The organism is Streptomyces pactum (genome assembly GCF_016031615.1).
In the GTDB taxonomy this organism is placed as follows: domain Bacteria; phylum Actinomycetota; class Actinomycetes; order Streptomycetales; family Streptomycetaceae; genus Streptomyces; species Streptomyces pactus.
Genome location: NZ_JACYXC010000001.1, coordinates 6553702 through 6577197, shown reverse-complemented (window position 1 = coordinate 6577197; position 23496 = coordinate 6553702). Strand labels below are relative to the sequence as shown.

Genomic DNA, 23496 nt, shown 5'->3' with positions numbered 1-23496 from the left:
CTCTTCCTGGTCGTGAACGGGGCCGGTCACTGGTCGGGGTCCTGGGCTTCGAGTTGTTCGTCGAGGAACGCGAAGAGTTCGCGGTCGGTGGCGGTGGTCAGGTCCTGCTCGGCCGCCGGCTCCGGTCCGCCGTCCCGCGCGCCGCCCCACCGGGCCACCAGGGTCCGCAGCCGGGTGTCGATCCGTTCGGCGGCGGCGGTGTGCGCGGGGTCCTTGGCGAGGGCCAGGACGGCCGCTTCCAGCCGGTCGATCTCGGCGAGCACGTCGGTGCCGGTGCCGGGGGCGTCCAGCGGGTGGCGGGAGAGGACGAAGTCGGCGATCGCGGTGGCCGTGGGGTGGTCGAAGGCGAGGGTGGCGGGGAGCCGCAGCCCGGTCGCGGCGTTGAGCCGGTTGCGCAGTTCGATGACGGTCAGGGAGTCGAAGCCGAGGTCCTTCAGCGCCCGCCCGGGGGTGACGCGGTCGGTGGTGGCGTGGCCGAGGACGTTGGCGATCTCGGTGCGCACCACCTCCAGGACGAGCGGGTGGCGCTCCTCGGCGGGGAGGGCCGCCAGCCGCTCCTTCAGCGAGCCGGCCGGGGCGGGGGCCGCGGGCGCGGTACCGGGTCCGGCGGCGGGCCGGGGGCGGGGACGGCCGGCCCGGCAGGGGCGGACCAGGGCGCGCAGCAGCGGGTGCGGGGCGCCGGCCGTGGGCCCGGGCCGCAGGGTGGCGGGGTCCAGCCGTACCGGGGCGAGCAGGTCGCGGCCGTCGGCGAGTGCGGCGTCGAAGAGGGCGAGGCCGTCCTCGGTGGTGAGCGCGGTGATGCCGGCCCGGGTCAGCCGGGCCAGGTCTGCGCCGCCCAGTGTCCCGGTCAGTCCGCTGGTCTCGGCCCACAGTCCCCAGGCGAGGCAGACCGCGGGCAGTCCGGCCGTCCGCCGGCGGCGGACCAGGGCGTCCAGGGCGGCGTTGGCGGCGCTGTAGCCGGCCTGCCCGGCGCCGCCGAGCGTCCCGGCGACGGAGGAGAACACCACGAACGCCGACAGCGGCTGGTCGCGGGTGAGTTCGTCCAGGTGGAGGGTGCCGTCCACCTTGGGGGCGAGGACCCGGTCGGTCCGTTCGGGGGTCTGCGCGGCCAGTACGCCGTCGGCCAGTACCCCGGCGGCGTGCACCACCATGCCCAGCGGGCGGTCCAGGGAGCCGAGCAGCGCGGCGAGCGCGTCCCGGTCGGCGACGTCGCAGGCGGCGACGGTGACCTCGGCGCCCAGGGCGCGCAGTTCGTCGTGGAATTCCTGCGCGCCGTCGGCCGCCGGGCCGCGCCGGGTGGTGAGGAGCAGGTGGCGGGCGCCCCAGGCGGTCACCAGGTGGCGGGCGAGGGCGCGGCCGAGGGTGCCCAGACCTCCGGTGACCAGGACGGTGTGCCCGGGGTCGAAGGCGCGGGGCACGGTGAGCACCAGCTTGCCGATGTGCCTGGCCCGGCCGAAATGGCGGAAGGCGTCGGGGGCGCGACGTACGTCCCAGGTGGCGGTGGGCAGCGGGCGCAGCGCGCCGCTTTCGAACAGCTCCACCAGTTCGGTGAGCATCTGCTGGATCCGGTCGGGTCCGGGGCTGGCCAGGTCGTAGGTGTGGTAGCTCACCCCGGGGTGTGTGGTGGCGAGCACGGTGGGGTCGCGGAGGTCCTTCTTGCCCATCTCCACGAACCGGCCGCCGCGCGGCAGGAGGTTCAGCGAGGCGTCGGTGAACTCGCGGACCAGGGAGTTGAGGACCACGTCCACCCCGCGGCCGCCGGTGGCGGCGGCGAACCGTTCGGCGAACGCCAGGTCGCGGGAGGAGGCGAGGTGGGTGGCGGGGACACCGGCGGCGCGTACCGCGTGCCACTTGGCGGGGCTCGCGGTGGCGAACACCTCGGCGCCCCAGTGGCGGGCCAGCTGTACGGCGGCCATTCCCACGCCCCCGGCCGCGGCGTGGATCAGCACCGCCTCGCCGGCCCGCAGCCCGGCGAGGTCCCGCAGTCCGTAGTACGCGGTGAGGAAGGCCACCGGCACCGAGGCGGCCCGGGTGTGGGACCAGCCGTCCGGGACGCGGACGAGCATCCGCCGGTCGGCCACCGCGACCGGGCCGAGCTGTCCGGTGACCAGGCCCATCACCCGGTCCCCGACGGCCGGGGAGGTGACGTCCGGGGCCGTTTCGGTGACCACTCCGGCCACCTCGCTGCCCAGTTCGTAGCCGTCCGGGCCGGCGTCCAGGGTGAGCAGGACGTCGAGGAAGTTGACCCCGGCGGCGCGTACCGCGATCCGTACCTCACCGGGGGCGAGCGGCCGGTCGGCCGCCGGGTGGGGCACCAGGGCCAGGCCGTCCGGGGAGCCCTTGCGTTCGATGTCCAGCCGCCAGGGGCCGGCGGCCGGGGGCACGGCCAGCGGGGGCCGCCGGAGGGCGCGGGTGAACCGGGGCGCGGTGATCTCGCCGTCCCGTACCGCCAGCCGTGGTTCGTCGGTGGCGAGCGCGGCGGGCAGGGCGGCGCGGGAGGCGTCAGTGGCGTCGAGGTCCACCAGGGCGAAGCGGCCCGGGTGTTCGGACTGGGCGGAGGAGACCAGTCCCCAGGCGGCGGCCTGGGCGGGGTCGGGCCGGTCGGTGTGGACCGCGTCGCGGGTGAGGACCACCAGCCGGCCGGTGCCGGGCCGGTCCTCGCCCGCCCAGGTGCGGGCCAGGTCCAGGGCCCACCGGGTGGCGGCGCGCACCGCGGCGGCGGTGCCGGCCGGGCCGGCGTCGTCCGGGCACCGCACCGGGCAGGGCGCGACCAGCGGGCGGGGGGCGGGCGGTGCGGCGCCGGGGCCGTCCACCGTCTCCACCGTCAGGCCGGCGGTGAGGCCGGGGTCGTCCGTCCCGAGCAGCGTCAGCGGGCCGGCGGGCGGGGTGTCCGGGGTGTCGGTGACCGGCAGCCACTCCACCTCGAACAGCGCCCGGTCCGCCGCCTCGCCGGGGCCGCCGAGCCGGGCCAGGTCGGCGGGGCGCATGGTGAGCGCGTCCACGGTGGCGACCGGGCGGCCGCGCTCGTCGGCGACGGCCAGCGCCATCTCGCCGGGGCCGGTCGGCGACCACCTGACCCGCAGGACGGAGCCGGCCGGGCCGTGCTGCCGTACCCCGGCCCAGTTCAGTGGGAGCACCGTCCCGCCGCCGTCCGCCTCCATGGCCCGCAGCACGGGGGCGTGCAGGGCGGCGTCCAGCAGCGCCGGGTGGAGTCCGAACGGCTTGCCGGGGGTCTCGGCGGCGGCCGGCAGGGCGACCTCGGCGCAGACGTCCTCGCCGACCCGCCAGGCCGCGCGGACCGCCCGGAACGCCGGGCCGTAGTGGTAGCCGAGCCCGGCGGCCCGGTCGTACATCCCCTCGGTGTCCAGCGGTTCGGCCTCGTGCGGCGGCCAGGTGGGCAGTTCCACCGGTTTGCGGTGGCCGTCGGCGAGGGTGCCCGAGGCGTGCCGGGTCCACGGCCCGTCGGGGCCGGTGTGCTCGGCGCGGGCGTGGACGTCCAGCGGGCGCCGGCCGTCGTCGTCCGCGGCGCCGACGGTGAGGCGCAGTTGCACGCCGCCCCGCTCGGGCAGGGTCAGCGGGACGCGCAGGGTCAGCTCCTCGACCAGGTCCAGCCCGCAGTGCCGGGCCGCGTGCAGGGCGAGTTCCACGAAGCCGGTGCCGGGGAACAGCGCCCGGCCGCCCACCACGTGGTCGGCGAGCCACGGCTGGGTGCCGGCCGACAGCCGTCCGGTGAGCAGCGTCCCGCCGTCCTCGGGCAGCGCGACGGCGGCGCCGAGCAGCGGGTGCCCGGTGGCGGTCAGGCCCAGGCCGGCCGCCGCCCGGTCGGGGGCCGGGGCTCCGTCGGAGGGCAGCCAGTAGCGTTCCCGCTGGAACGGGTAGGTGGGCAGCTCCACCCGGCGGGCGTCCTGGCCGGCCACGTACGCGGCCGGGTCGGGCGCGGCGCCGTGGACGAACAGCTCCGCGGCGGCGGTGACCACCGCCTCGGCCTCGGACCGGCCGTGCAGCAGGGGCACGAAGGCGGTCTCCGGGGCGGTCCGGCGGCCGGCCGCGGTGAGCGCGTCCCCCGGGCCGCCCTCCACCACGGTGGTCACGCCACGGGTGCGGAGCGCGGCGACCGCGTCGGGGAGCCGGGCGGGCCGCGCGAGCCGGTGGAGCCAGTGGTCGGCGGTGCCGGGTCCGTCCGGCCCGTCCGGGTCCGGGTCGCCCAGCGGGACCACCGGCAGGCGCGCGGCCCGGAACACGGCCCGCTCCACCGCACGCCGGAACGCCTCCGCGGCCGGGTCGTCCGCGCCCGGTACGGGCAGCGGGAACAGCCGTCCGCCGGGCAGCCGCTTGACCTCCCGGCCGCGGCGCTGGAGGTCGGCCGCCAGGTCGCGAACCTCGGACTCGGGGCCGCAGACCACCAGCGAGCCGGGTCCGTGGACGGCGGCGAGGGTCACCCGGCCGTCGCGGACCGCCGGGTAGCGGACGGCCTCCTCCTCACCGGCCGCGACCAGCAGTTGCGCGCCGCCGTGCGGGAGCGGGCGGGGCAGCGCGGCGCGCGCGGCGACCAGGGCCGCGGCGTCCTCGGAGCTGAGCACCCCGGCCACGTGCAGGGCGGCGAGTTCACCGACCCCCTCGCCGGCGACGGCGTCCGGCCGCAGGCCCCAGGACTCCCACAGCCGGAACAGCGCCACCTCCAGGGCGAACAGCGCGGGTTCGGCGTGTGCGGGGTCGTCCAGCAGCGCCGGGTCGTCCCCGTGCAGCACCTCCCGCAGCGGCAGGTCGCGGTGCGCGTCGAGGTGGGCGCACACCGCGTCCAGCGCGTCGGCGAACACCGGGCAGCGGGCGTGGAGTTCCCGGCCGGTGCCGGGGCGCGGGGCGGCCGCGCCCGGGAAGAGGACGGCGCGTTTCCCGCCGCCGGGGGCGGACCGACGCACGCCGGCCGAAGTGCGGTCCTCGGCGATCGCGTCCAGCGCGGCGAGCAGTTCGGCGCGGGTGGCGCCGAGCGCGACCGCGCGGTGCTCCAGTGCCGCGCGGCCCGCGGCGAGCGAGTGCGCCACGTCGGCGGGGTCCGTGCCGGGCCGGTCCGCCACCGCGGCGCGCAGCCGGGCGGCCTGCTCCCGCAGGGCGGCCGGGGTGCGGGCGGAGAGCGCCCACGCCACCGGGGTGCGCCCGTCGCCGGTGTCCGGGGCCGGTCCGGTCTCCGGCCGCGCCGCCGCGGGGGCCTGTTCCAGGATGGCGTGGGCGTTGGTGCCGCTGACGCCGAACGAGGAGACCGCGGCGCGGCGCGGCCGGCCGGCCTCGGGCCACGGCCGGGCCTCGGTCAGCAGTCGCACATCGCCCGCGTCCCAGTCCACGTGCGAGGTCGGCCGGTCCACGTGCAGGGTGCGGGGCAGCAGGCCGTGCCGGAGCGCCTGCACCATCTTGATCACGCCGCCGACCCCGGCGGCCCACTGGGTGTGGCCGATGTTGGACTTCAGCGAGCCCAGCCACAGCGGCCGGTCGGCCGGCCGGTCCCGGCCGTAGGTGGCCAGCAGCGCCCGGGCCTCGATGGGGTCGCCCAGGGTGGTGCCGGTGCCGTGCGCCTCCACCGCGTCCACGTCCGCGGCGGTCAGCCCCGCGGTGCCCAGCGCCTGCCGGATCACCCGCTCCTGGGCCGGTCCGCTGGGCGCGGTCAGCCCGTTGGAGGCACCGTCCTGGTTGACCGCCGTGGCGCGTACCAGTGCCAGCACCGGGTGGCCGTTGCGGCGGGCGTCCGACAGCCGCTCCAGCAGCAGCAGGCCGGCGCCCTCGCCCCAGCCGGTGCCGTCGGCGGCCTCGGCGAACGGCTTGCAGCGCCCGTCGGCGGCGAGCCCGCCCTGCCGGCTGAACTCGGAGAAGGACGTGGGGGTGACCATCACCGCCACCCCGCCGGCGAGCGCCATGGTGCACTCGCCGCGCCACAGCGAGGCGCAGGCCAGGTCCACCGCCACCAGGGAGGAGGAGCATGCGGTGTCCACCGTCAGCGCCGGGCCGCGCAGCCCCAGCACGTAGGCCACCCGCCCCGACAGCACGCTGGTGGAGTCGCCGGTGAAGCGGTAGCCGTCGGTGCCGTGCGGGGCGTGGTCCAGCGGGCCGCCGTAGCGCTGGGCGGAGGCTCCGACGAAGACCGCGGTCGGGCTCTCCCGCAGCGACCTGGGGTCGATGCCCGCCCGTTCGAACGTTTCCCAGGACAGCTCCAGGATCTGACGCTGCTGCGGATCCATCGCGAGCGCCTCGCGCGGGGAGATGCCGAAGAAGTCGGCGTCGAACGCGGCGACGTCGTACAGGAAGCCGCCCTCGCGGGTGGTGCTGTGTCCGGCCGCCTCGGCGTCCTCCTCGTAGATCCGGTCCAGGTCCCAGCCCCGGTCGGTGGGGAACGGCCCGACGGCGTCCCGTTCGGCGCGGACCAGCTCCCACAGGTCCTCCGGGCCGCGCACCTCGCCCGGGTAGCGGCACGCCATGGCGACCACCGCGATCGGCTCGTCCGCGGCCGCGGCGGCGGGCCGGGCGGTGGCCGGTGCGGCCCGGGTGCCGGCGCCGAGCAGCGCGGTGCCCAGGTGGCGGGCGAGCGCCTCGGGGGTGGGGTGGTCGAACACCACGGTGGTGGGCAGGCGCAGGCCGGTGGCCTCGTTGATGCGGTTACGGGCCTCCACGGCGAGCAGGGAGTCGAAGCCCTGCTCGCGGAACGGCCGGTCCACCGCGATCTCCTCCGGCGCGGAACCCAGCGCCGCGGCGGCCTGTGCACGGACCAGCTCCAGCAGCGTCCGGTGCCGCTCGGCCTCGGGGAGGGCGGCGAGCGAGGCGGCGAGGCCGGTCCCGGGTCCGTGGCCGGCCGGCCCGTCCGGCTCCTCGGCGGTACGCGGCGGCACGCCGGGCAGCTCGTCCAGCAGCGGGCGGGGCCGGGCCGCGGTGTACCCGGTGGCGAACCGGGCCCAGTCGACGTCGGCGACGGTGACGGTGGTCTCGCCGCGGTCCAGCGCGCCGGCGAGGGCGGCCAGGGCCCGCTCCGGCGGCAGCGGCCGCAGGCCCAGCCGGCGCAGCGCCGCGCCGGTGCCGCCAGCGGACATGCCGGGCCCGTCCCACATGCCCCAGGCGACCGAGAGCGCGGGCAGGCCGCGGGCCCGGCGCCGCTGGGCGAGGGCGTCGAGGTACGCGTTGGCCGCCCCGTAGGCGCCCAGACCGGCGCCGCCCCACACCGCGGAGCCGGAGGAGAACAGCACGAACGCGTCGAGGTCCCGGTCCGCCAGCAGTTCGTCCAGGTGGGCCGCGCCGGCCGCCTTGGCGGCGAGGACGTCGGCCAGTTCGGCGGTGCCGGTGTCGGCCAGCGGCCGGGACGCGGCGACCCCGGCGGCGTGGAACACCGCGCGCACCGGCCGGTCCTCCGCTTCCAGCCGGGCGACCAGCGCGGCGAGCGCGGCGCGGTCGGCGGTGTCGCAGGCGACCACCTCCACCGTGGCGCCCGCGGCGCCGAGTTCGGCGGCGAGTTCCGCGGCCCCGGCGGCGTCCGGTCCGCGGCGGCCGGCCAGCACCAGGTGTGCGGCTCCGCGGCCGGTGAGCCAGCGGGCGACATGGCCGCCGAGCGCGCCGGTGCCGCCGGTGACCAGGACGGTGCCGCGGGGGCGGAAGGGAGCGGGTCGCCCGCCGGGGCGGCCGGCGCGGGGGGCGAGCCGCCGTACCGACACCCCCGGTGGCGCGGACCGCGAACTGGTCCTCGTCGCCGGGCCCGGCCACCACCGCGGCCAGCCGCCGCACGGCGTGCCGGTCGGCGGCGGCCGGCAGGTCCACCAGCCCGCCCCCACCGGTCGGGGTGTTCCAGCCCCTGCCGCCAGGCCCAGCCCCCACACCTGGGCCTGGACGGGGGGCGACCACGGGGTCGGAGGGGCCGGTGGAGACCGCGCCGGCGGTGGCCAGCCACAGCGGCGCGCCGGTCCCGGTGTCGCCGAGCGCCCCGATCAGCGCGGCGGTGGCGGCCAGTCCGCGCGGCACGCAGGGGTGGCCGGGCTCCGGCCGTTCGTCCAGGGCCAGCAGCGACAGCACCCCGTCGGGGGCGGTGCCGGCCGACGCGTCGCGCAGCCGCTCGGCCAGGGCGGCACGGTCGTCCCCGTCCCACTCGACGGTCACCACCTCGGCGCCGTGGCCGCGCAGCGCCTCGGTGGCGCCGGCCGCCCACGGGTGGCCGGTCCGGTCCGCCGGGACGACGAGCAGCCACCGGCCGGAGAGCACCGGGTCGGCGGGGATGTCCACCGGCCGCCAGGTGACGCGGTGCCGCCAGGCGTCGACGGCGGCCTCCTCGGTGCGCCGGCGCCGCCATCCGGCGAGCGCGGGCAGCAGGGCGGCGAGGGAGGTGTCGCCGTCGGCGCCCAGGGTGCGGGAGAGCTCTGCCAGGTCCTCCCGTTCGACCGCGGCCCAGAAGGCGTCGTCGCCGTCGTCGCGGTGCCGGTCCGTGCCGCCGGCGGCCGGCGCGGGGTCGAGCCAGTAGCGCCGGCCCTGGAAGGGGTAGGTCGGCAGGTCCACCCGCCGCCCGCCCGGGAGGGTCCCGCTCCAGTCCACCGGCACCCCGTGCACGAACGCCCGCGCCAGTGAGGCGGCGAGCCGGTCCGGTCCGCCCTCGTCACGGCGGAGGGTGCCCACCACGACCGCGTCGGTGGCCACCGCCTCGACCAGTTCCCGGACCCCCACGGTGAGCACCGGGTGCGGGCTGACCTCGATGAACGCCCGGTGCCCGGCGGCGACCAGGCCGCTGACGACGGTGTCGAACTCCACCGTCTCGCGCAGGTTGCGGTACCAGTAGCGGGCGTCCAGTTCGGTTCCGGTCACCGGCTCCCCGGTGACGGTGGAGATCATCGGTACGGTGGCCGGCCGGGGCCGGACCGGCTCCAGCGCCGCCAGCAGGTCCTCGCGGACCCGGTCCACGTGGGAGGAGTGGGAGGCGTAGTCCACCGGCAGCCACCAGGTGCTGATCTCGTCGGCCTCGCAGGCGTCGACCAGTTCCGCCAGCGCGTCGCGGTCGCCGGCGACCACCACCGAGCGGGGCCCGTTGACCGCCGCCACGGAGATCCGTCCGGGCCACCGGGCCAGCCGCTCCCGTACCGTGGCCGCCGGCAGCGCCAGCGACACCATCCCGCCGGTGCCGGAGAGTACGGTGAGCGCCCGCGAGCGCAGCGCCACCGCGCGCGCCGCGTCCGCCAGCGTGAGCGCGCCGGCCACGCAGGCGGCGGCGATCTCGCCCTGGCTGTGGCCCACCACCGCCGCCGGGCGCACCCCCGCCGACCGCCACACGGCGGCGAGGGAGACCATCACCGCCCACAGCGCCGGCTGCACCACGTCCACCCGCTCCAGCAGCGCCGGGTCCGCGGTGCCGCGCACCACGTCCACCACGGGCCAGGTGACGTGGTCGCCCAGTGCGTCGGCGCACTCCTGGAGGGTGGCGCGGAACACCGGTGAGGCGTCCCAGAGTCCGGCGCCCATGCCCAGCCACTGCGAGCCCTGGCCGGGGAAGACGAACACCGCCTCGCGGGTGGCGGCGGACGCCCGGCCGGTGACCACCAGGTCCCTCTCCTCGCCGTCGGCGAGCGCCGCCAGGCCGCCGAGGAGGGCGTCGTGGTCCTCGCCGACGACCACGGCCCGGTGCTCGAAGAGGGACCGGGTGGCCAGCAGCGAGTGTCCGACGTCCGCGGGTGCCGGGCCGGGGTGGGCGGTCAGATGGGCGCGCAGCCGCCGGGCCTGGGCGCGCAGCGCGGCTTCGCTCCTGGCCGACAGCACCCACGGCAGCACCGCCCGGACGGACGCGTCCGCCCCGTCCGGCCCGCCCGCGGCTCCCGGTTCGTCCGCGGCGGCCGGCTCCGGTTCCGCGGCGGCGGCCGGTCCGCCCGCGGTGGCCGGCTCCTCCGCAATGGCGTCTTCCCTGTCCCCGGCGGCGGCCGGCTCCCGGTGCCCGGCAGGGTCCTCGGCCGGCGCCTGCTCCAGGACCGCGTGGGCGTTGGTGCCGCTGACGCCGAACGAGGAGACCGCGGCCCGGCGCGGGGCGCCGGTGGCGGACCAGGGCCGGGACTCGGTGAGCAGCCGTACCGTGCCCGCGGACCAGTCGATGTGCGGGGAGGGCTGCTCGGCGTGGAGGGTGCGGGGCAGCCGGCCGTGGCGCAGCGCGAGCACGGTCTTGATGACGCCGGCGATCCCGGCCGCCGCCTGGGTGTGGCCGATGTTCGACTTCAGCGAGCCGAGCCACAGCGGCCGGTCCGGGGTCCGGTGCCGGCCGTACGCCTCGATCAGCGCCCCGGCCTCGATCGGGTCGCCCAGCCGGGTGCCGGTGCCGTGTGCCTCCACGGCGTCGACCTGGTCCGGCGTCAGCCCCGCGGCGGCGAGTGCCTGGCCGATCAGGGCGCGCTGCGAGGGGCCGCTGGGCGCGGTCAGCCCGTTGGAGGCGCCGTCCTGGTTGACCGCGCTGCCGCGGAGCACGGCGAGCACCGGATGGCCGTTGCGGCGGGCGTCGGAGAGCCGTTCGACCACCACCATGCCGGCGCCCTCGGCGATGCCGAACCCGTCGGCGTCGGCCGAGAACGCCTTGCACCGGCCGTCGGGGGCGAGCGCCCGCTGGCGGGCGAACTCCACGAACAGGCCCGGGGTGGAGAGCACCGTGACCCCGCCGGCCAGGGCGAGGGTGCACTCCCCGCGCAACAGTGCCTGACGGGCCAGGTGGAGGGCCACCAGGGAGGAGGAGCACGCGGTGTCCACCGTGACCGCCGGCCCGGTCAGGCCCAGGGCGTAGGAGATGCGGCCGGAGGCGACACTGGCGGTGTTGCCGGTGAGCAGGTGCCCCTCCAGGTCGGCGGGGGCCTGGTGCAGTCGGGGGCCGTAGTCCTGGGCGATGGCGCCGACGAACACCCCGGCGCGGTCGCCGCGGAGCGTGGCGGGATCGATGCCGGCGCGCTCCAGCGCCTCCCAGGAGATCTCCAGCAAAACCCGCTGCTGGGGGTCCATGGCGAGGGCCTCGCGGGGGGAGATTCCGAAGAACGCGGCGTCGAACCGGTCGGCGTCGAGCAGGAACCCGGCCTCCCGCTGGTAGGTGCGGCCGGGCGTGCCGGGCTCGGGGTCGTACAGCTCCTCACCGGGCCAGCCGCGGTCGGTGGGGAACGGCGTGTACGCCTCGCCGCCGGCCGAGACCAGCTCCCACAGCTCCTCGGGGCTGCGCACCCCGCCGGGGAGCCGGCAGCTCATCGCCACGATCGCGACCGGCTCGTCGTCGGCGGGGCCGTGGTGGGCGGGCGGCAGGGCGGAGTCGGGGGCGCCGGTGACGGCGCGGTCCAGGCGGTCGGTGATCGCGGCGGTGGTGGGGTGGTCGAACACCAGGGTCACCGGCAGGTCCAGTCCGGTGGCGGCGTTCAGCAGGTTGCGCAGTTCGGTGGCGCCCACCGAGTCCAGGCCCTGTTCGGACAGCGGCGCCCCGGGGTCGAGGGAACGGGGGGTCTGCGGGCCGAGGACCTCCGCGAGGGCGGTGTGCACCAGCTCGGTCAGCTCACGGCGCCGCTCGGCCGGTCCGGCCGAGGCCAGCCGGGCCGCCGTGGAGCCGGCCGGGTGGCCGGCGGTCCGCCCGCCGGGGGCGGCGGTGGCCGGCTCCGGCCGCTCGTCGCCGTCCTCGGCCGGGTCGGTGGCGAAGGGGTAGGTGGGCAGCGGCACCGTCCGTACGTCCTGGCCGGCGAACACCCCGGACCAGCGGGGCCGCACGCCGTGGGCGTACAGCTCGCCGAGCGCGGTGAACAGGCGCGCCGGTCCGCCCTGGTAGCGGCGGAGGGTGCCGGTGACCAGGGCCTCGGCCCCCGCGTCGGCCAGCGTCTCCTCGACGGTGTGGGTGAGCACCGGGTGCGGGCTGACCTCCAGCAGCACCCCGTGGCCGTCGGTGAGCAGGGCGCGGGTGGCCGCCTCGAACTCGACGGTGCTGCGCATGACGCGGCACCAGTAGTCGGCGGTGAGGGTGCGCGGGTCGAGCGGGGTGCCGGTGGTGGCGGAGTAGTAGGCGATGCCGGTGGCGCGGGGGGTGAGGAAGGCGAGGTCCTCGCGGAGCCGGTCCAGCAGGGGCTCCACCTGCCGGCTGTGGCCGGCGATGCCCAGGGCGATCCGCCAGGTGCGTACCGCGTCGGCGGCGAGTTCGGCGGCGAACGCGGTGGCCGCCTCGGGGGTGCCGGAGACCACCACCGACCGGGGGGCGTAGACGGCGGTGAGTTCCAGCTCGCCGCCGTAGCCGGCGAGCCGGGGGCGTACCTCATCGGCGGGGGCCAGCACCGACAGCATCACCCCGCGCCCCAGCAGCGGGGTCTGGGCCCGGCTGAACACGGCGACGGCCCGGGCGCCGTCGGCGACGGTGAGGGCCCCGGCCACGGTGGCGGCGGTGATCTCGCCGGCGCTGGAGCCGATCACCGCGTCCGGGACCACGCCCAAGGAGCGCCACAGGTCGGCCAAGGCCACCGTGGTGGCCCACAGCGCGGGCTGGGCGACCTCGGGCCGGCTCAGCGGGGGTGTGCCGGGGGCGCCCAGCAGGACGTCGGGCACCGGCCAGTCCACGTGCGGGGCGAGCGCCTCGGCGCAGGCGTCCAGCCGTTCGGCGAAGACCGGGAACGTCTCGTACAGCTCCTTGGCCATGCCGGGCCACTGCGGGCCGTGGCCCGGGCAGACGAAGGCGGTCCGGCCAGGCTCCCGGGCGGTCCCGCGGACCGTCGTGGGGCCGGCGGCACCGTCGGCGAGCCGGTCCAGCTGCTCGGCCAGCCGCTCCCGGTCCGTGCCGACGACCAGGGCCCGGTGCGGGTGGGCGGACCGGGTGATGGCCAGCGAGTGGGCGATGTCCCGCAGCGGCCGGCCGGGGTGGGCGGCGAGGTACGCCCGCAGGTCGCGGGCCCGGGCGCGGAGCGCCCCGGAGCTGTGCGCGGACAGCGGCAGCGGGACCGCCCGACCGTCGTCCCCGGCCCGACCGTCCCCGTCCGGACCGTCCTCGTCCGTCTGCGCGGGCCGCCGCGCGGCGTCCACCAGCCCGGGGACGCCGGCCGCGGCGCCGGGCGGCGGCTGGAGGCGGTAGCGGAAGGTGCCGGGGGCCGCGGTGGTCAGGACCGCGGCCGCGGTTCCGGCGGGGCCGGCGCCGATCACCAGGGCGTGCCGGCACTCCCCGGCGTGCAGCGCCGCCACCGCCGCGGCCACCGGGTCCGGTCCGCGGTGGCGGGGGGCGAGGTGGCCCAGGGCGGCGTCCGGCCCGTCGGGGAGGGTGACCGCGGTGTCGTCGGCGAACAGGGCCACCGGGACGGCCGGCCGGTCCGGCGCCAGCCCCGCGTCCTCCAGGGCGGTCCACGCCGCCGTCAGCGCCGGCAGGGCCTCGTCCGCGGGGCGGGGCCCGGGCAGGTCGTGGAGGGGGCCCGGGCTGGCGCCGGGACCGTGGTGCTCCGGCGCCGGGCGCGCCACTCCGATCACCGCGATGGAGTCACCGTCTCGCAGATCGGCTTCGTGCATGTGAGGGCCCCCTGGCTGTGGTCCGCGCGCTCGTGACGGACGTGGGCTGTTCGACGAATGGGAGAGGGATGGAGCAGGTGTCCGGAGCACGTGTCCGGGCGCGGGCACGCCGCCCGGCCGGCCGGCCTCGCCGACCGGTCCGCCGTCGGTCCCCGCGCGGCGCCGGGCCTGCCGGGGCCGGTACGGGGCGTGGCGGCCTCGCCGACCGCTCCGGGGCCCACGGCGCGGGACGCGCCGGGAGCCCAGTCAAGGGGAGGCCGCGGGTGCCGATCAACGGCCCCTGACGCCTCATTAGGGAGATCCCTAATCCGGTCCGGCGCCGACCAGCGGCGAAACGGCCGTCCGACCCGCGGGCGAGCGAGGTTCCACTGGGGCTCAAGTTGCCGCGGATAGGCATGAGTTCGTTGTTGTACGTGATCACAGACCGACCGACCGCACGCCTCACAGGGGGAATCCGATGGACCTGCCGGAGGGCTCACCTCCACGACCCGGCCACCGGCCGGCGCCCCGGAACCCGGACCCCGGCCGTCCCTTCAGCTGCGTCCTCATCGGCGGCAACTCCCTTGTGGTGAGCTGCGCGGAGCTGCTGCTGGGCCACGGTCACCGGGTACTGGGCCTGGTGTCCCCGGACGCCGGCATCCGCGACTGGGCGCGGGACCACGGGCTGCGCGCCCTGGACTTCGGACCCGACCTGGTCCCGCACCTGTCCGAGACCCCCTTCGACCACCTGTTCAGCATCGCCAACCTGCGGATGCTCCCCGCCGAGCTGCTCGGCCTGCCGCGCGGGCTGCCGGTGAACTTCCACGACGGACCGCTGCCGCGGCACGCCGGCCTCAACGCCACCACCTGGGCCCTGCTGGAGCGCGAGACCACCCACGGCGTCACCTGGCACGTGATGACCGAGGGCGCCGACGAGGGCGACGTCCTGGTGCGGCGACCGGTCACCGTGACCGCCGAGGACACCAGCCACACGCTCGACGTCAAGTGCCTGGAGGCCGGTTACGCGTCCTTCGCCGAGCTGGTGGAGCGGCTGGAGACCGGCACGCTCCGGCGCACCCCGCAGGACCTGTCCGCCCGGACCTACCACGGCCGCTTCGACCGGCCGGCCGGCGGCGGCTTCCTGTGCTGGGACCAGCCGGCCGCGACGCTGCACGCCGCCGTCCGGGCCGCGGACCACGGGCCGTACCCCAACAGCTTCGGGACCGTCAAGTTCGCCACCGCGGACGGCGCGGTGCTGGTCGGCGGGCTCGCCCCCGTCCCGGTCCCGCAGCCGCCCGGAGCACCGCCCGGCACGGTCCTGGGCACCGAGGAGGGCGGTGTGGTGGTGGCGGTGGCGGACGGCGCGGTACGGCTCACCGGGCTCACCACGCCCCGCGGCGAGCCGCTCACCGGCGCCGCCCTGGGTGGGTACGGCGTGCGGCCCGGCCGTCCGCTGCCGGTGCCCGGCCCGGAGCTGCTGGCCGCCGCCACCGAGGCCCAGTCCGGAACCGTACGCCAGGAGGCGTACTGGGTCCGCCGGCTGGCGGCGGTGGTGCCGGCCGAACTCCCCGGCGCCGGTGCCCCCGCGCCGGGCGGCGGGGTGCACGAGATCCCGGTGCCCGTCCCGGGGGACGCGGCCGGCGCGGCCCGCCGGGCCGGGCTCCCCCTCGACCGCTGGCTGCTCGCCGCGCACCTGGCCTTCCTGGTCCGCGCCGGTGTGGCGGAGGGCTCCGACGTGCACTGGGCCGTCCCCCGCCCGGGTGCCGGCCGGCCGTCGGTCGCCGCGCTGTACGCGCCGTTCGTCCCGCTGCGCGTCCCGGCGGCGGACGGCACCGGCCCGGCCGCGTTCGCCGCGCGGGCCGCCGCGGCGGCGGACGAGGCCACCCGCCGCGGCACCCATCCCCTGGACCTGTGGCCGCGCCACCCGCGGCTGCGCGAGCGGCGGCCCGCCGCGCCCGGCCTGCCGATCGCCGTGGAGGTCTGTGACGACCCCACGGCCCCGGCCGCCCCCGCCGACGGCACCGCGCTGCTCATCCGCATCCCCGCCGGCGGGACGCCCGGCCCGTGCCGGTGGCTGGTGCGCGAGGGCGTCCTGGAACCCGGCGTCCGGACGCTGCTCGCCGGGTACGCGACCGCGTTCCTCGCCGCCGCGGCCGGCGGCGACCCCGCGGACCTGACCGCCCTTCCGCTCGGTACCGAGGACCGGCGCAGAGGCGCCCGCGGGGACTTCACGGCACCGCCCCCGCCGGCCGCCTGTGTGCACCAGCTGGTGTCCCGGCAGGCGGCGCTCCGGCCGGACGCCCCGGCCGTGTCCTGCGGCGGGGAGACCCTCGACTACGCCGAGCTGGACCGCCGCTCGTCCGCCCTCGCCGGGCATCTGCGGGCCCGCGGCATCGGCCCCGGCCACCTGGTCGGCGTCCACCTGGAGCGGTCCGTCCGGCTGCCGGTGGCGCTGCTGGGGATCATGAAGTCCGGGGCCGCCTACGTACCGCTCGACCCGGTCTACCCGGCCGAGCGCATCGCGTACATGCTCCAGGACACCGGGCTCCGCCTGGTCGTCACCGAGTCCGCGCCCGCCGCCCGGCTGCCCGGCGGCCATGCGGAGACCTTGCTGCTCGACCGGTCCTGGCCCGAGGTGGCGGCATCGGCCCCCGAACCGGGCGCGGACGTCGACGGCGACCAGGACGCCTACGTGCTGTACACCTCGGGCTCCACCGGTCGCCCCAAGGGGGTACGGATCCCGCACCGCGCGCTGACCAACCTCATCGACTCCGTGTGCCGCACCCCGGGGATGACCGAGCACGACACCCTGCTCGCCGTCACCACCGTCTGCTTCGACATCGCGGGGCTGGAGCTGTACGCCCCGCTGGCCGCCGGCGGCCGGGTCGAGGTGGCGCCGGAGCGCGCCGCCGCCGACGGTCCCACCCTGCGCGACCTGATCGAACGCGTGGAGCCGACGGTGATGCAGGCCACCCCGGCCACCTGGCGGATGCTGCTGGACGCCGGCTGGCCCCGGCGGCCGGACGCCCCGGTGCCGCGGCTGCTGTGCGGCGGCGAGGCGCTCCCGGACGACCTCGCCCGGCGACTGCTCGCGCTCGGCGCGCCGCTGTGGAACCTCTACGGCCCCACCGAGACCACCATCTGGTCCACCGTCAAGCGGGTCCGCCCCGCCGAGCCGGTGACGCTGGGCCGGCCGATCGCCCGCACCACCTGCCATGTCGTCGACCGCCGGCTGCGGCCGGTACCGCCCGGCATCCCCGGCGAACTCCTCATCGGCGGCGCCGGCGTCGCCCGCGGCTACCTCAACCGGCCGGAGCTGACGGCGCAGCGATTCGTGCCGGACACCTACGGCGGTCCGGGTGACACCGTCTACCGCACCGGTGACCTGGTGCGGCTGCGCCCCGACGGGGACCTGGAGTACCTGGGCCGCATCGACGAGCAGGTGAAGGTGAACGGCTACCGGATCGAGCCGGGCGAGGTGGAGCAGGCGCTGCTGCTGCACCCGGGCGTCGCCGAGGCGGTCGTGACGGTGCGGGAGGACCGCCCCGGGGACCGGCGGCTCGTGGCGTACCTGGTGACCCGCGCCCCCGGGGTGCGGCCCGGGGAGCTGCGCACCCGGCTGCTGGAGACCCTGCCCGCCTACATGGTGCCGACCGCCTTCGTCGAGCTGGACGCGATCCCGCTGACCGGCAACGGCAAGACCGACCGGCGGGCGCTCCCCCGCCCGGCCGGTGCCGGGGGCCCGCGGGTGGCTCCCGCCGACCAGCTGGAGAGCAGCGTCGCCGGCCTGTGGCGGGAGGTGCTGGCGCTCGATGCGGTGGGCGCCGAGGACAACTTCTTCGAGGCGGGCGGCACCTCGCTGCTGCTGATGCGGCTGATGGGCCGGCTCAACGCCGACCTGGACGCCGCGCTGTCCCGCGTCGAGATGTTCATGTACCCCACCGTCCGGTCGATGGCCCGCCACCTGCGGGCCCGGCGGTCGGGGCGTACCGGCCCCGGCCCGGCGGTGCCGCAGCCGCGCGCCGCCACCGGGCCGTCCCGTACCGGCCTCGCCGCTCTGCGTCGGCGACGGCAGCAAGTCCGCACGGCCGACGACACCGGCCGATGACCCGGAAGAAGGATCACCATGCGTGTCTGCCAGATATGCGCTCTGAAGGAGGAGCACCCGGGCGTCAGCCTCGACGACGACGGCGTGTGCAGCCTGTGCCGGCTCGGAGTCGTCGGCGACCTGATGGAGAACTTCAGTTACACCGAGCAGGTGCACGAGGAGTTCACCCGCAGCGGACCCAATCCGCACGGCGACCATGACTGCCTCTTCATGTACAGCGGTGGCAAGGACAGCACCTACATGCTGGACAAGTTCGTCAACGAGTACGGGAAGCGGGTGGTCGCCTACACCTTCGACGTCCCGTTCGAAAGCGCGCACGCGGCGGACAACATCGCCCTGGCGCGGGAGAAGATTCCCGCGACCTTCGTGCTGGATTCGGACGACGACAACATCAAGACGGTGATGCGGGAGGTGTTCAACCGCCCGGTCACGAAACCCGGGAAGTATCTCGACGAGAAACTCCCGTGCATCTCCTGCCGTACCTTCTTCGTGATCCGCGCGATTCTCTACGCCTTCCGGAACCGCATTCCGTACATTGCGCTGTGCGCCGATCCGCAGCAGATCCTGACCATGGAGTCGGACACCCGGGAAGTGGTCCGCGGTTTCTACCAGACCTTCGGCGCCCGGCTGACCGACGAGGTGTTCCGCAGCGAGGCGGAGCAGATCCTCTTCGCCGACGACGAGGACCTGCCGAAGATCGTTTTTCCGTTCATCGCGATGCGTTACTCCTACGACCCGGACCGCATCGTCGCCGAGCTGAAGGCCAAGGGACTGTACAACTCGTCCCCGCTGGAGACCCACTGCACGCTGTTCCCGCTCCTGAACTACTACTCGTTCAAGAACTGGGACTGCATGTTCTACAAGCTCAACGCCGCCAGTCACCGCCGGTCGGTGCGGCGGAACAAGAATTACGACCGTTCCACCTTCAGCATCACCTTCCCGCGGGCGGCGGACCTGCCCGTCATCGAGGAGCGGATGAAGCGGGTGGTCCTGGACATCGCCGAGCAGCGCGGTGACCCCGCGGAGCAACGGCGGGAACTGGTCGAGGTGTTCCGCGAACTGGGCGCCACCGAGGACGCGGCGCAGTTCGTCACCGAAGGGTTCCTCGGCATGCGGACCGTGGCCGCGGATCTCGGCATCACCCTCTGAAGAACGAGAGGCGCAGCAGACAATGGAGCAGACAACGGCGATCCGGGAAACCGACGTCGCCATCATCGGCATGGCGTGCCGGTTCCCCGACGCGACCACGGCCGAGGCGTTCTGGAGCAACCTCCGGGACGGCCGGGAGAGCCTCGTCCACTTCACCGACGAGGAACTCCTCGCCCAGGGGGCCGACCCCGAGGAGGTGGGCAAGCCCGGCTATGTGAAGGCCGGCCATGTGCTGGCGGACCTGGAGAAGTTCGACGCCGGGCACTTCGGCATTCCGGACGACGAGGCGGAGATCCTCGACCCGCAGCACCGGCACTTCCTGGAGTGCTCGCTGGCCGCCCTGGAGGACGCCGGCTACGAGCCGCTGGGCTTCCCCGGGGAGATCGGGGTGTTCGCCGGCGCGGGCCTCAACACCTATCTCCTCACCAACCTCGCCGAGCGCTTCCGGCGCGAGTCGGCGGTGGGCCACTACCGGCTGATGCTCGCGGGCGACAAGGACTTCCTCGCCACCCGGGTGTCCTACAAGCTGAACCTGCGCGGCCCGAGCATGAGCGTCAACACCGCCTGCTCGACCGGGCTGGTCGCCGTCCACCAGGCGTGCCTGAGCCTGCTCGCCGGGGAGTGCGGCACGGCGCTGGCCGGGGCGGTCCATCTGCGGGTGCCCCAGGTGCGCGGCTACCTCCACCAGGAGGGGATGATCTTCTCTCCGGACGGGCACTGCCGGGCCTTCGACGCGGACGCGGGCGGCACGGTGATCTCCAGCGGCGTGGGGGTGGTCGTCCTCAAGCGCCTGGTGGACGCGGTCGCGGACGGTGACACGGTGTACGCCGTGGTCAAGGGCACCGCGGTGAACAACGACGGCTCCCTGAAGTCGGGGTACACCGCGCCCAGCGTCGCCCGCCAGGCGGACGTGATCCGGGACGCGCAGCGGGTGGCGGACTGTCCGCCGGAGACCATCGGCTACGTGGAGGCGCACGGTACCGGCACCGCGCTCGGCGACCCGATCGAGGTGGCCGCGCTGTCCCGGGCGTTCGAAGGAGTGCCGCCGGGCCGGGTGCTGCTGGGGTCGGTCAAGACCAACATCGGCCACCTCGACGTCGCCGCGGGCCTGGCGGGGCTGATCAAGACCGCGCTGATGCTCCGGCACCGGACCATCGCGCCCAGCCTCCACTTCCGCAGGGCCAACCCGGACATCGACGTCACCGAGGGGCCGTTCCGGATCGCCACCGAGACGGCCGAGTGGCAGTCCGACGGGGGCCCGCGGCGCGCCGGGGTCAGTTCGTTCGGGGTGGGCGGCACCAACGCCCATGTGGTCCTGGAGGAGCCGCCGGCCCCGGCGCCGGCCCCCGATCGTCCCGGCGGTCCGGAGCTGCTGGTGCTCTCCGCCCGCACCCCGCGGGCGCTGACCCGGGCGGCCGGCGACCTCGCCCGCCACCTGCGGCGCCACCGGGAGCTGGACCTCGCGGCCGTGGCGCACACCCTGGCCACCGGCCGCCGGCCCTTCACGCACCGGCGCGCCGTGGTCTGCGACGACCTCGCGGACGCGGCCCTGGCGCTGGCGGTCAACGACCCGGCGCGGGTGCTGGCGGGCACCGGCGACACCCCGGCGGCGCTCGCCCTGGTCTGCGGCGCGCTGACCGGGCCGGCGCCGGACGCCGCGGAGCTGTACCGGTGCGTCACCCCGTTCCGGGAGGCGGTGGACGACTGCGCCGCCGCCCGGGGCGCCGGCGGGCCGGACGCGGCGGGGCTGCTGTCCGGCGCCGCCGGGGACGCGGTCGCGGCGTTCGTCACCGGGTACGCGCTCGCCCAAACCTGCCGGGCGGCCGGTGTGCGGCCGGCCGCGGTGTGCGGACGGGGCGTCGGCCGGCTGGTGGCCGGGTGCCTGGCGGGGGTCCTCGGTCTCGGGCAGGCCCTCACCGTGCTGGCCGGCGGTGCCATGGGCACCCCGGCGGACGGTGAACTGCCGGTGGCGGTGGGCGGCGACGGTCACTGGCTGACCCCCGGCGAGGCCGCCGACCCGGCCACCTGGACCGGTCCGGACGGCGGCGACGAGGAGGCGATCGCCGCCCTGCTGACGAAGGAGGGGCTGACCCGGCTGGAGCTGACGCCGGCGCCCGGTGGGGCGGCACCGGCCCGGCGGGCGCTGCTGGAGGCCCTGGGGCGGGCCTGGACGCTCGGCGCGGACCTGGACTGGCCGGTGTGGTTCGGCACCGAGCACCGCCGGGTGCCGCTGCCCACCTACCCGTACGAGCGCAAGCGGCACTGGGTGGACCCGGAGCGTGACGGGCAGCCGTCCGCCGGTGCCGCGGCGGACGGCCTGCGTGCCCGCTACGAGCGCGCCGACCGCGCCGGCCGTCAGGCACTGGTGGAGGACTTCCTCCGCCGGCAGATCGCGGCCATGCTCCAGGGCGGTACCGACGAACTGCCCGGCGTGGAAACCGACCTGTTCGTACTGGGCATGGACTCACTGATGCTCATCGACATCATCGCCAGGCTCGGGGACGAGCTGGGCCGCCACCTGCCGGCCACCATCGAAAGCGAGCACCCGACCATCAAGGAACTGGTCGACGGGGTGGTGGGGTGACCGTGCCCACCTGCGCCCGCGCGGTGGCCGGTGGCCCGCCCGGCCCGCCGGGCGCGGTGCCGGGCCACCGGGGGGCGCGCGAGGAGGAGGTGGGCGTCGCGAGCATCGACGCCCACCTCGTCGTCCGGCAGGCCGACGAGCGCTTCCCCCGGCACCTCGGCGGCACCTCGGCCGAGGTGTGCGGCCGGCCGCTGCTGCACCTGGTGCACCCCACCGCGCGGGGCCGGCTGGCCCGGCGGCTGGCCCGGCTGCTGAACGGCACGGACCACCGGTTCACCGAGCGGATACCCACCGCGCGGCGGCCGGCGGGCGGGCCCACCGTGACGCTCACCGGTTACGCGGTGCGCGGCGGCCCGCTGGGGGTGACGGCGATCCTGGTGGCTTCCGGGCCCCCGCCCGCCGCGGTCCCGGAGGCGGCGGGTCCGGGCGGGGCCTGTCTCACCCCGGTGGACGCCCGCATCCTGGAGGGGATCGCGGCCGGCCACTCCACCCTGAGCCTGGCGTCCCGGCTCCACTTCAGCCGTCAGAACATCGACTACCGGGTGACCGGGCTGCTCCGCCGGTTCCAGGTGCCCAACCGGACGGCCCTGGTCTCCCGGGCCTTCTCCACCGGGCTGCTGGCGGCGGGCACCTGGCCGCCCCGGGTCGCCGAGGGACGCGTCAGGTGACGGTCCGGCCGCCGCTCCCGGCACCCGCCGGGCGGCGGCCGGACCGCTCGGTGGCGCGGTCAACGGGCGCCAACGGCCGGTGCGCGGCCCAGGGTGGGTGGGCCGCGCACCGGCCGCGGGCGCGCCGGGGGCGCGGGGCCGTACGCCGGGGGTGCCTCGCCGGGCCGGCGTACCGGTCCGTGCCGGTGCGCGGGGTGGGTGTGCCGGGTCGTGCCGGTGCGCGGGGTCGGTGTACCGGGTCGTGCCGGTCCGTGCCGGTGCGGTTCCGGACGAATGGTGGCCGAATCGCCCACCTCGACCGGGATGGGATCTTTCCGGTGGGGCGCGTCCCGGGGGAGACTCGGCACGCCCGGCCGCGGCGGACGGCCGGTTTCCCGCACTCCACCACAGCAGGCCGCCGGAGGGCGTGCCGTGGCCCCGGTACGCCGGACGCGGCCCGCCCGGACGGAAGGGTCACCGATGGTGTCTCCGTTACGCGTCTCCCCCCGCACCGACGCCCGCATCCTCACCAGCCTGTTCCGGCACCGGTGGTCCAGTGACTGGACCACCCGGGTCCGCAGTCTGTACGAGATGCACCCGCCGACGAACCTGCTGTCGGAGGAGGGCACCTACTTCAACGTGGGTTACTGGGAGCCGGGGACGGCCCGGTACGACCACGCGCAGCACGCGCTGGCCGATCTGCTCGCCGAGGCGGCGGGGATGGGGCCGGGCGACACGGTGCTGGACTGCGGGTTCGGCTTCGGCGACCAGGACTTCCGCTGGCTGGCCCGCCGCGAGCCGTACCAGATCTTCGGGATCAACATCACCCCGCGCCACGTGGCCGCCGCGCGGGCCCGGGCGCGCGCGGAGAAGCTCCACGACCGGTTGCGCTTCCAGCTGGCCTCGGCGACCGACATCCCGTTCCCGGACAACTGCTTCGACCGGGTGGTCTCGCTGGAGTCGGCCATGCACTACCAGCCGCGCACCCGGTTCTTCGAGGAGGCGTTCCGGGTGCTGCGCCCCGGTGGGGTGCTGGCCACCGCGGACATCGTGCCGATGCCGGGCGCCGGCCCCCGCGCCGCCCTGGGCTCCCCCGCACTGGACTGGATCAAACACTCGGTGGACGACCGCAACTGGCACGACCGGGAGGCGTACGCCGGGAAGCTGGGTGAGGCGGGTTTCGCGCAGGTGCGGGTGCGCAGCATCCGGGACCGGGTGTGGGAACCGTGGCTGGCCCACATCCGCCGCGCGGTGGACGAGCCGGCGTTCGCCCGGCGGGTGAGCACGCTCTACCTGCGGATGCTCAGGCACGGCATGGCCGACCGGGCGCTGCTGGACCGGGACATGGCGCGACTGGACTACGTCCTCGCCTCCGCCGTGAAGCCACACGGCGGAGGCTGACCGCCCGGCGCGGCGGCCCGGCGCGGCCGGGGGCCAGGCGCCTGGGGCGGCCGGGGGCCGTGGGTACGGTGCCGGCCTCGCCCGGTCGGTGAACGGTGGTCAGGCCTCTTCGCGGTGGTCGTCGGGCCCCCTCGCCG

Annotated in this window: 6 protein-coding genes and 1 pseudogene; 5 read left to right on the top strand and 2 right to left on the bottom strand. The window is 76.9% G+C overall.

The window, feature by feature from the left end; genetic code table 11:
• Positions 1–26: 26 nt before the first annotated feature.
• Positions 27–7685, bottom strand: coding sequence for a type I polyketide synthase (locus IHE55_RS25985; protein ID WP_197991244.1), 7659 nt, complete (start codon positions 7683–7685; stop codon positions 27–29).
• Positions 7686–8352: 667 nt separating this feature from the next.
• Positions 8353–13491: pseudogene (locus tag IHE55_RS31780) on the bottom strand (acyltransferase domain-containing protein); the annotation flags it as partial.
• Between the two features lie 457 nt (positions 13492–13948).
• Between IHE55_RS31780 and IHE55_RS25970 the strand changes: the two are divergent.
• The 5 genes from IHE55_RS25970 (at position 13949) to IHE55_RS25950 (ending at position 23359) form a co-directional block, all read left to right on the top strand.
• Complete coding sequence (locus IHE55_RS25970) at positions 13949–17578, top strand: amino acid adenylation domain-containing protein (RefSeq protein WP_197991243.1); 3630 nt, start codon at positions 13949–13951, stop codon at positions 17576–17578.
• Between the two features lie 18 nt (positions 17579–17596).
• Entirely contained in the window at positions 17597–18727 is a 1131-nt protein-coding gene (locus IHE55_RS25965; protein ID WP_197991242.1) for an adenine nucleotide alpha hydrolase family protein, read from the top strand.
• A 22-nt stretch (positions 18728–18749) separates the two neighbouring features.
• A complete protein-coding gene (locus tag IHE55_RS25960) occupies positions 18750–21311 on the top strand; it encodes a type I polyketide synthase (RefSeq protein ID WP_197991241.1) in 2562 nt (853 codons plus the stop codon).
• Positions 21308–21979, top strand: coding sequence for a helix-turn-helix transcriptional regulator (locus IHE55_RS32780; protein WP_197991240.1), 672 nt, complete (start codon positions 21308–21310; stop codon positions 21977–21979). Before IHE55_RS25960 ends, IHE55_RS32780 begins: the two co-directional genes overlap by 4 nt.
• 459 nt (positions 21980–22438) lie before the next feature.
• Complete coding sequence (locus tag IHE55_RS25950) at positions 22439–23359, top strand: class I SAM-dependent methyltransferase (protein ID WP_197991239.1); 921 nt, start codon at positions 22439–22441, stop codon at positions 23357–23359.
• Positions 23360–23496 lie beyond the last annotated feature (137 nt).

What these genes read in the sequence shown, in the direction of transcription:
- IHE55_RS25960 (WP_197991241.1), top strand. Translation starts at nt 18,750, where the DNA reads ATGGAGCAGACAACGGCGATCCGGGAAACCGACGTCGCCATCATCGGC.
- IHE55_RS25970 (WP_197991243.1), top strand. Translation starts at nt 13,949, where the DNA reads ATGGACCTGCCGGAGGGCTCACCTCCACGACCCGGCCACCGGCCGGCG.
- IHE55_RS25950 (WP_197991239.1), top strand. Translation starts at nt 22,439, where the DNA reads ATGGTGTCTCCGTTACGCGTCTCCCCCCGCACCGACGCCCGCATCCTC.
- IHE55_RS25965 (WP_197991242.1), top strand. Translation starts at nt 17,597, where the DNA reads ATGCGTGTCTGCCAGATATGCGCTCTGAAGGAGGAGCACCCGGGCGTC.